At 74.3% G+C, this 6,253-nt stretch carries 3 protein-coding genes and 1 pseudogene; 3 read left to right on the top strand and 1 reads right to left on the bottom strand.

Annotation, left to right across the window (positions count from 1 at the left end):
- The 3 genes and pseudogenes from FXF52_RS25975 to FXF52_RS25965 all read left to right on the top strand — a co-directional run.
- Window positions 1-1,542 (top strand): methylmalonyl-CoA mutase (locus tag FXF52_RS25975; protein WP_148800954.1); only part of this gene is annotated, 1,542 nt, incomplete at its 5' end.
- Between the two features lie 115 nt (window positions 1,543-1,657).
- Entirely contained in the window at window positions 1,658-2,563 is a 906-nt protein-coding gene (locus FXF52_RS25970; RefSeq protein ID WP_148800953.1) for a tetratricopeptide repeat protein, read from the top strand.
- A 66-nt stretch (window positions 2,564-2,629) separates the two neighbouring features.
- Window positions 2,630-3,793: pseudogene (locus FXF52_RS25965) on the top strand (arginase family protein); the annotation flags it as partial.
- A gap of 416 nt (window positions 3,794-4,209) precedes the next feature.
- On the opposite strand, the gene FXF52_RS25960 reads toward FXF52_RS25965, so the two are convergent.
- The gene (locus FXF52_RS25960; RefSeq protein WP_148800952.1) at window positions 4,210-6,177 is read right to left on the bottom strand and encodes a penicillin-binding transpeptidase domain-containing protein; all 1,968 of its coding nucleotides are present in this window, start codon (window positions 6,175-6,177) and stop codon (window positions 4,210-4,212) included.
- Between the last annotated feature and the right edge of the window lie 76 nt (window positions 6,178-6,253).

Raw genomic sequence — 6,253 nt, 5'->3', positions numbered from 1 at the left:
TTCGAGCGGATCGGCTGGCCGGGCGAGTTCCCGTACACCCGGGGGCTCTACCCGACCGGCTACCGCGGGCGGACCTGGACCATCCGGCAGTTCGCCGGCTTCGGCAACGCCCAGCAGACCAACGAGCGCTACAAGATGATCCTCGGCGCCGGCGGCGGCGGGCTCTCCGTCGCCTTCGACATGCCGACCCTGATGGGCCGCGACTCCGACGACCCGCAGTCGCTCGGCGAGGTCGGCCACTGCGGCGTGGCCATCGACTCGGCCGCCGACATGGAGGTCCTCTTCGGCGGCATCGACCTGGCCGGCGTGACCACCTCGATGACCATCTCCGGCCCGGCCGTGCCGGTCTTCTGCATGTACCTGGTCGCCGCCGAGCGGCAGGGCGCCGACCTGTCCAGGCTGGACGGCACGCTCCAGACGGACATCTTCAAGGAGTACATCGCGCAGAAGGAGTGGCTCTTCGACCCGGAGCCGCACCTGCGCCTGATCGGCGACCTGATGGAGTACTGCGCCCGGGAGATCCCGAAGTACAAGCCGCTGTCGGTCTCCGGCTACCACATCCGGGAGGCCGGCGCGACCGCCGCCCAGGAGTTGGCGTACACCCTGGCCGACGGGTTCGGCTACGTCGAGCTGGGGCTCTCCCGCGGGCTGGACGTCAACGTCTTCGCCCCGGGGCTGAGCTTCTTCTTCGACTCCCACGTGGACTTCTTCGAGGAGATCGCCAAGTTCCGGGCGGCCCGCCGGATCTGGGCCCGCTGGCTGCGCGACGTCTACGGCGCCACCAGCGAGAAGGCCCTCTGGCTGAAGTTCCACACCCAGACCGCCGGGGTGTCGCTCACCGCCCAGCAGCCGGTCAACAACGTGGTACGGACCGCGGTGGAGGCCCTCGCGGCGGTGCTCGGCGGCACCAACTCGCTGCACACCAACGCCCTCGACGAGACCCTGGCCCTGCCCACCGACGAGTCGGCCGAGATCGCCCTGCGTACCCAGCAGGTGCTGATGGAGGAGACCGGGGTGACCAACGTGGCCGACCCGCTCGGCGGGTCGTGGTACGTCGAGGCGCTCACCGACCGGATCGAGGCCGAGGCGGAGGAGATCTTCGCCCGGATCAAGCAGCTCGGCGGCGACGGCCCGCACAAGATCGGCCCGATGACCTCGGGCATTCTGCGCGGCATCGAGGACGGCTGGTTCACCGGGCACATCGCCGAGTCGGCCTTCGCCTACCAGCAGGCGCTGGAGAAGGGCGAGAAGAAGATCGTCGGCGTCAACTGCCACACCGGCACGGTCGCCAAGGACCTGGAGATCCTGCGCATCTCGCACGAGGTGGAGCTGGAGCAGCGCCGGGTGCTCGCGGAACGCAAGGCCGCCCGCGACGACACCGCGGTCAAGGCCGCCGTGCAGCGCATGGTCGAGGTCAGCCGGACCGGGGAGAACATGATCCCCGCCATGCTGGACGCGGTCCGCGCCGAGGCGAGCCTCGGCGAGATCTGCGACGCGCTGCGCGCCGAGTGGGGCGTCTATCGCGAGCCCGCCCGCTTCTGAGTGGCCACGCCGGTGCCGGGACTTCCGGCACCGGCGCCCACCTGGCGTGACAGTTGCAACTGTCGCCGTCGCGGTTGATCTGAGTTCAGGCGGACACGTGCGAGACTAGATAACCATGAGCGACCCACGGATCACCTCGTCGATCTTCACCCGCGGCGCGGTCGACCTCAGCGCCCTGCGCAGCGCCGCCCCCAACGCCGCCCCGGCCAAATCCGGTCCCCCCGCCGGCGCGCCCGGCGGCGCGGTCGGTGGGGTCAGCGTCATCGACGTGACCGAGGCGACCTTCCAGTCCGAGGTCCTCGAACGCTCGCTGACCACCCCGGTGATCGTGGACTTCTGGGCCGAGTGGTGCGAGCCGTGCAAGCAGCTGTCCCCAGTGCTGGAACGGCTGGCCGTCGAGGGCGCCGGCGCGTGGCTGCTCGCCAAGGTGGACGTCGACGCCAACCCGCGGATCGCCCAGATGTTCCGGGTGCAGGGCATCCCGATGGTCTACGCGATCGTCGGCGGTCAGCCGATCGACGCCTTCTCCGGGGTGGTGCCGGAGGCCCAGCTGCGCCAGTGGATCCAGGCCGTGCTGAAGGCCGGCGGGGTCAGCGTCGAGGCGCCCGAGGACCCGCGCCTCGCCGAGGCCGACGACGCCCTGATGACCGGCGACCTCGACGCGGCCGAGCGGGCGTACCGGAAGATCCTCGCCGAGTCCCCGGCGGACGCGGCGGCGGAGGCGGGGCTGGCCCAGGTCGGGCTGGCCCGCCGGGTGGCCGGCACCGACCCGCAGGCGGCGCTCATCGCCGCGCAGGCGAACCCCGACGACGTCGACGCCCAGCTGCTGGCCGCGGACATCGAGGTGCTCAGCGGCCTGGCCGAGCAGGCCTACCAGCGCCTGGTCGGCCTGGTCCGCCGCACCGCCGGTGACGACCGGGAGAAGTTACGCCAGCACCTGGTCGGCCTCTTCACCATCGCCGGCCCGGAGGACCCCGCGGTCGCCTCGGCCCGCCGGGCCCTGGCCAGCGCCCTGTTCTGAGCACGTAGCACGCCAGCGCGGGCCGGCGTATCGGCCGGCCCGCCCGACCATCGAGGACGGGAGCCCATGATGCGCCGGATCGCCGTCCTCGACGCGCCGACCAACCTCGGGCTGCGCCCGCCCACGGTCACCTCGGTCCCGGGCTGCGCCAAGGCCCCGGGCGCGCTGCGCGACCACGCCCTGCTCGCCCGGCTGCGGGCCCGCGACGCCGGCTGCCTCACCCCGCCCCGGTACGACCCGGGCGACTGGCGCCCCGGCGACGGGGTCTGCCACGCCCCGGAGATCGCCGCCTACTCGGCGGCGCTGGCCGACCGGATCGGCGCGATCATCGACCGGGGGGAGTTCCCGCTGGTCCTCGGCGGGGACTGCTCCGTGCTGCTCGGCTCGGCGCTGGCCATGCACCGGCTCGGCGAGGCGGTCGGCGGCCGGATCGGGCTGGTCTTCGTCGACGGCCACTCCGACTTCCGGCACCCCGGCAACGCCTCGTACGTGGGCGCGGCGGCAGGGGAGGACCTGGCTCTGGTCACCGGCCGGGGGCAGGCCGACCTGGCCGGCATCGAGGGGCGGCGCCCCTACTTCCGGGACATCGACGTGGTGGTGCTCGGCATCCGGGCGCAGGACGAGTACCGGCTCGACCTGCAGGCCGCCGGCATCACCACCCGGCCGGTGCCGGCGCTGCGGGCCGAGGGCGCCGCCCGTACCGCCCAGTGGGCGCACGAGCAGTTGGCGGACTGCGCCGGCTACTGGGTGCACATCGACGTGGACGTGCTCGACCCGGCGGTGATGCCGGCCGTGGACGCGCCCGACCCGGGCGGGATCGCCTTCGCCGAGCTGGAGATCCTGCTCGCCGGGCTGGTCGACACCCCGCACTGCCTCGGGGTCGAGCTGACCGTCTTCGACCCCGACTATGACCCCGACGGGTCGTACGCCGCCGAGATCGTCAACACCGTGGTGGCCGGGCTCGCGCCGGTCTCCGCGCCCACCGCGACGCCGCCGCGGCTGCTGCCGCCCGGCCCGGTTGCGCCGGCGCCCCGGCCGGGCAACGCCCGTCCCGCCGAGCGCGCCGTCCTGCCGGCCCCGGTGGTCACCCCGGCCCCCGCGGTCGCCGTGGAGCCGCTCGGCCCGCCGCCTGGCGAGCCCGCCGACGGTGACTCCACTGTCCCCCTGGCCGCCGGCGACGGGGCGACGTCCCCCGGGACCGCCGGGCCGGGCCTGTTGCGACGGGCGGGGGCGGAGGAGGGCGACGGTCCCGAGCCGGTCGGTCCGGGGGCGGGCCTGCTGCGGCGGGTGTCGGCGCGGGACGAGACGCCCGAGCCGGTCGGGCTGCCCGCGTCGGCGGGGCCGGGCCTGCTCCGCCGGGTGCCCGTCGCCGAGGACGGCCCGACCGCGTCGACCGGGGACGCCCCGTCGCGACCGGGCGTCGACATCGCCTGACCTCCGCCAGCGCCCGCCCGCGATGCGGGGGCGTGGTCGCGCGTCGTCTCGCGGGCGGCGTTCCGGCGCAGGCACCGCTCCCTGCCGCACCTCTCGATGATCGTGCTCAAGCCTGGATGTAGTGGCATCGGATCGTTGGCGAGGCCACTACATCCAGGATCGGGCGTGATCGTGAGGGGGCCCGGGAACCGCAAGCGAGCGACGCGGGCGGGTCAGCGGGTGGCGAGGGCGCGGAGGAAACGGTCACTGATCGGGACCGCGCTGGACGTGCTGGATCCGCCCTGCTCCACGAAGACCGCGAAGGCGATGTCGCCCTGCCAGCCGACGAACCAGGCGTGCGTGTGCGCCGGGTTGTTGTCGTACTCGGCGGTGCCGGTCTTGCCGTACACCGGCCCGCCGGGGGCCTTGGCCAGAGCACTCGCGGTGCCGTCGGTGACCACCGCGCGCATCATCGTCTTCAGCGCCGCCACCGACTCGGGCTTCAGGGCCGGGCCGGCCGGGGCGGGCTGCTGCGGGGCGGGGTCGAGCAGCAGCTTCGGCTGCTCCCAGTGACCCCGGGCGACGGCGGCGGTGGCGGCGGCCATGGCCAGCGGGCTGACCACGGTGGTGCCCTGGCCGATCGCCGCGGCGGCCTGCTCGGTGAGGCCCCCGTTCGCGGAGACCTTGCCGGTGAAGACGTCCACGCCCAGGTCCCACTTCGCCTCCAGGCCGAGGCTGCGGCCGGTGACGGCGAGCCCGTCCGGGCCGAGCTTCGGGGCCAGCGAGGCGAACGCCGTGTTGCAGGACTTCGCGAAGTCGGTGCTGAACGGGACCGAGCCCAGCTCGAAGTTGTCGGAGTTCTTGAACGACCGGCCGTCCACCGCGAGGGTCTTCGGGCAGTCGACCCGGGCGTCCGGTGTCACCGCGCCGTTGTCCATCAGGGCGAGCGCGCTGACCATCTTGAACGTGGAGCCGGGCGGCGCCTGGGCGGTGAAGGCGAGGTTCTCGCCGGCCGGGCCGGGGCCGTTGGCGGCGGCCAGCACCGCGCCGTCGCTGATCCGTACGGCCACCAGGGCGGAGCGCCGGGTCTCTCCGCGCAGCGCCGCGTCGGCGGCGTTCTGGGTGGCCACGTCGAGGGTCGTCTTCAGCGGCTGGCCCGCCTTGGGCTCGCTGCGGAAGAGTTCGGCGCCGGTGGGGGCGGTGGTGCCCTCGGACCCGGGGCGCTCGGTGATCACGGTCAGCCCGGGGACGCCCCGGAGCCGCTCGTCGTACCCGCCCTGCAGGCCGCCGTGGCCGACCAGGTCACCCGCGACGTAGCGGTCGGGGTGGGCCTTCAGGTCGTCGGCCTGGGCCGCGTCGACGGAGCCGAGCAGGGCCCGGGCGAACTCCCGGGTCGGCGCCAGGTCGAGCTGGTCGGTGGGAAACTTCGTGCCGGGCAGGTCGTAGATCCGGGGCTTGATCTGCCGGTACGCCTCCTCCCGCAGGGTCACCACCTCGACGAGCGCCCCCGGGTCGGCCTCCTTGAGGCGCTTGGGCAGGTCGGCGAGGTCGACCGGCGGGGTGAGCGGGGGCCGGATCGCCTTGAACGCGGCGTCGAGCTGGCGGACGAGCGCCGGGACGTCCTTGACCTCGGCGGGGTGCACGCTGACCCGAACCACCGGTCGGGGCGCGACGATGGCGTTGCCGGCGCCGTCGAGCACCCCGGCCCGGGGCGCGCGCTCGCGGCGCAGCGCGAGCCGGTCGCCCTTCTCCAGCTTCTCGTGCACCACGGCCGGCTCCCAGATCACCTGCCACTGGTCGTCGCCGCCCTGCCGGAGGCGTACCGGGGTCTGGTAGCTCCAGCGGGTCTGGCCCGGCAGCGTCCAGGTGACCTGCACCCGCGCGGCGGCGGTGTCGGCTGTGATCTTCGGCTCACCGACCGGCTTCAGCTCCGGCCGGGTGTCGGCCAGTTCGCCGGAGAGCGCCTTGATCTCCTTGGCCACCTCGGCGGCCGGGACGCGCGCCCCGGTGGGGTCGATGAAGCCCACGGCCTGCAGGTCGCCGGAGCGCCAGCCCTTCAGGAAGGCGGTGAGGCTCTGCTCGGGCCCGTCCGCCCCCGAGCACCCGACCAACGCACCCCCGGCGAGCACGGTGGCGGCCAGTGCCGCGAGGAGGGGGCGGCGACGGGAGAAGCGCCGGCGAACGGGGTACGACGTGGGCATGCAGCAGTCCCTCCGGTACGAAACTGCCCTGCACGCTAGTACGGCGGGCCCTTCGCCACCGCCCCGCCGCCGTGCT

The sequence above is a fragment of the Micromonospora sp. MP36 genome (assembly GCF_008119785.1).
GTDB lineage: Bacteria > Actinomycetota > Actinomycetes > Mycobacteriales > Micromonosporaceae > Micromonospora.
This window is presented reverse-complemented; position numbering and strand designations above follow the sequence as displayed.